Raw genomic sequence first — 3,312 nt, 5'->3', positions numbered from 1 at the left:
GTATAAGAGACAGCCGACGCGCTGGTCGAAGCCGCGCAGCGCCTTTCCGGGCTGCCGGTGGTCGCGGCGGTCGGCAATTACGACGCCACCCTGTCGGCGTCGGTCGCGCTCAAACGACTGACCAGTGAGCTGGTCGGCCGGTTCGCCTCGGCGGCTATTGCGGCCACCCAAGCGGTCGCCGGCACCGGCCCAGTAGGGCGCTACCAAGCCGACCTGCACGTCCCCGACCTGGTCCGCGCCGAGGTCGCAGTGCTGAAAATGCTTGCGCTGCAGTTCATCATGTCCGACCCGGCGCATCTAAAAATTCAGGTCACTCAGCGCGAACGCATCCACCGGGTGGCGCAGTGGCTGCTGGCCGGCGCCCCGCGCACCCTCGATCCGATCTTCGTCCCTGCGTTCAACACCGCCGGTGCCGATGGCGCGCGGCTGCGGGTCGTCGTCGACCAGATCGCCTCCTACACCGAGGGGAGGCTGGAACGCATCGCGGCGGGCTGAGCGTCCTCAGCGGATCAGCAGGGACAGCAGCTTCTTGCCTAACGCCAGGGGCGGCGACGCGTCATCGCTGACGACCGTCACATGGTCACCGACCCGTCGGCGCAGCTCATGTTGCAGTCGGTCGGTCAGTGTCGAGCCGGCTGCCGGGCAGCCGCGGCACGCGCCGGACAGCCGAACGGTGACGTGGGGGCCGCTGACCGACACCAATTCGATTGTTCCGCCGTGGCTTTGCGCGTAGGCGCCGATCGGGCCGTCCAATAATTCCCTGACGATCCCGGCCAACCGGTCGTCGCGGTCGGTGAAAGGGCGGACCTGCCAACCGGATTCAGTCAGCGCGTCCACAAGGGCATCCCGGATCCCGTCGCCGACGTCGCGCCAGGCATGTCCATCGCTGACGGTGATCAGCACCCCGGTGTCGCCGATCACCACCTCCTCGATCACTCCGCAACGCAGCCATTCGGCGAGCCTGTCCGGGGCTTCCCGGACGACGCCGCGCGGCGGGAGATTGCCGGCCGGAACAACGAAAAGCAGTTGCTGCGGATTCGAGGTGGCGGTGGCGTGCAGAGGGATCATGTTGCGATACCTATCGCGATCCACCGCGCCGCGAACGCTGTCACCCACGCGAGTGCGAACATGTAGCTGAACGCAAGCGCCGGCCAGCGCCACGAGTTGGTTTCGCGGCGCATCACCGCGACGGTCGACATGCACTGCAGCGCGAACATGAAGTAGGCGAGCAGTGCGATGACCGTCGGTGCAGTGAACACTTCGTGCCCGTGGCCGTCGGTCATGGTCGCCAGCGCTGCACTCGGATCGGTCGGTTCAGTGGCCGCCGACACCTCACCGAGGGTGGATACGAAAACTTCACGTGCTGAGAGGGAGCCGAGTAAGGCGACGTTGATGTGCCAGTCGAAGCCGAGCGGCTTGAACACCGGTTCGACCGCTCTGCCGGCGTCCGCGGCGTAACTGTGGTTCATCACATACGCGGCGGCGTCGGGTGTCGACATGTGGGCGGTTTCAGCGCTGCGGGTGGGCAGATTGAGCAGCGCCCACAACACCAACGAGGTGCCCAGGATGATTGTCCCGGCTTTGCGCAGGAACATGCTCGTCGCGCTCCACATCGCGACGAGCATGGCTTTGGCGGAGGGGAAGCGGTAGGGCGGCAGCTCCATGCTGAACGGCAGCAGATCACTGCGCAAGATGGTCGATTTGAACAATCTCGCCGCGATCAGCGCTGACGTGCCGCCGCCGAGATAGAGCAGGAACATCGTAGTGCCCTGCGCACTCACACCCCACCAATATGTCCGCGGCGCAACGAGAAGACCGATCAGCAAGGTGTACACCGGCAGCCGCGCCGAGCAGGTCATCAGCGGCGCGCTGAGCACGGTGGCGATGCGGTCGCGCGATGACGGCAATGTCCGGGTGGCCATGATGCCCGGTATCGCGCACGCGAACGATGTCAGCATCGCCACGAAGGCGCGGCCTTCCAAGCCCGTCTTGGCCATCACCCGGTCCATCAGAAACGCCGCTCGCGACATGTAGCCGACGTTCTCCAGCACAGCAATCAGCAAGAACAGCAAGACGATCTGCGGAATGAACTGCAGCACGGTGCCGACACCGCCGATCACGCCCTGGCCCAGCAGGTCGCCGACCACGCTGTGGCCGAGGTGGTCCGTGACCTGCCGACCGAGCCAGGCGAGGGCCGCGCCGATGCCGTCCCGCAGTGGCGCGGCGACGGTGAACATGACCTGGAAGACGGCGAACATCACCGTGAAGAAGATGACGGTGCCCCACAGCGGATGCAGCACCACCCGGTCGATGTGGCTGGTCCGTCGATCAGGCTGCGGCGCAACGTAGGCCGCTGCCTCGAGCACTGACTCGGCCCACGCGTCGACGGCATCGGGATCCGACGGCGGCAGCAGTGGCGGCCGCTGCCACTGGTCAACGGACCGCAGTTGCGCGCGCAGGCCCTCGATCCCCGAACCGCGGTGCGCGATGACCACGCTGACCGGGATACCGAGCGCGAAGGCCAACGCGTCCTTGTCGATCCGGCCGCGCCGGGCGATCAACTCGTCGGCCATTGTGAGCACCAGCAGGCACGGCAGGTCGAGCCGCAGTACCTGAGCGATCAGCATCATCGAGCGGCGCAGCGTCGTCACATCGGCTACCAGCAGGACGGCGTCAGGTCTGCCGAAGCCGTCCATATCGCCGGTCAGGAGATCGGTGACCACCTGCTCGTCCGGGCTGATCGGGGTGAGGCTGTAGGTGCCGGGCAGGTCTTCTACAGCGATCGCCACGCCGTCCACCTTGGTGGAGCCCACAGTGCGGCCGACGGTGACGCCGGGATAGTTGCCGACTTTGGCCCGCAACCCGGTCAGATGATTGAAGACGCTGGTCTTACCGGCGTTCGGACTGCCGACCACCGCCACCCGGTGCTGGGCGGCGACAATGACTGGGGCGCCACCGTCGGTGTGGCACGACGTCATCGGTTTGTCTCGGGGAAGACTTCGATCAGTCGCGCCTCCCGGCTGCGGATGCACAGCTCAGTGTCCAGCACCCGGTAAATCGTCGGGTCACCTAGGGGTGCCCGGCGAATCACCTCGACCCGCGCGGTCGGTCGAAACCCCAGTTGACGTAGCCGGCTGGCCACCGCCGGGCTCGCATCCGGGGTCACACCGGCGATGGTGGCGTGCTGGCCCGGGGAAAGCTGGGCCAGCACGGTCGCCGGGGCAGATCCCGGGCGTTGACCATGCATGAGCGCCTAAATGTCGGTGACGGTTAGGCTCCCAAATTACACCCGTCACTGACGCTATTGAGTTC

General features: G+C 66.4%; 3 protein-coding genes and 1 pseudogene. 1 reads left to right on the top strand and 3 read right to left on the bottom strand.

Annotated features, from left to right (window positions below; all coding sequences use genetic code 11):
* Positions 1–9: 9 nt before the first annotated feature.
* Positions 10–495: pseudogene (locus WA317_RS02515) on the top strand (deoxyguanosinetriphosphate triphosphohydrolase); the annotation flags it as partial.
* Positions 496–501: 6 nt separating this feature from the next.
* On the opposite strand, the gene WA317_RS02510 reads toward WA317_RS02515, so the two are convergent.
* Genes WA317_RS02510 through WA317_RS02500 form a run of 3 tightly spaced genes read right to left on the bottom strand, consistent with a single transcriptional unit; the run spans position 502 to position 3,247 of the window.
* Entirely contained in the window at positions 502–1,068 is a 567-nt protein-coding gene (locus WA317_RS02510) for a NifU family protein (protein ID WP_425171538.1), read from the bottom strand.
* On the bottom strand, positions 1,065–2,978 hold the full coding sequence (gene feoB / locus WA317_RS02505; RefSeq protein ID WP_425171537.1) for a ferrous iron transporter B: 1,914 nt from the start codon (positions 2,976–2,978) through the stop codon (positions 1,065–1,067). The genes WA317_RS02510 and feoB overlap by 4 nt, the downstream gene beginning before the upstream one ends.
* Positions 2,975–3,247 carry a FeoA family protein gene (locus tag WA317_RS02500; protein ID WP_425171536.1) on the bottom strand — a complete coding sequence of 91 codons (273 nt, stop codon included), beginning with the start codon at positions 3,245–3,247 and terminating at the stop codon, positions 2,975–2,977. The genes feoB and WA317_RS02500 overlap by 4 nt, the downstream gene beginning before the upstream one ends.
* Positions 3,248–3,312: the final 65 nt, after the last annotated feature.

Source organism: Mycobacterium sp. (genome assembly GCF_049802695.1).
Taxonomy (GTDB): domain Bacteria; phylum Actinomycetota; class Actinomycetes; order Mycobacteriales; family Mycobacteriaceae; genus Mycobacterium.
The sequence above is the reverse complement of the archived record's forward strand: the minus strand, read 5'-3'. Positions and strand labels throughout refer to the sequence as shown.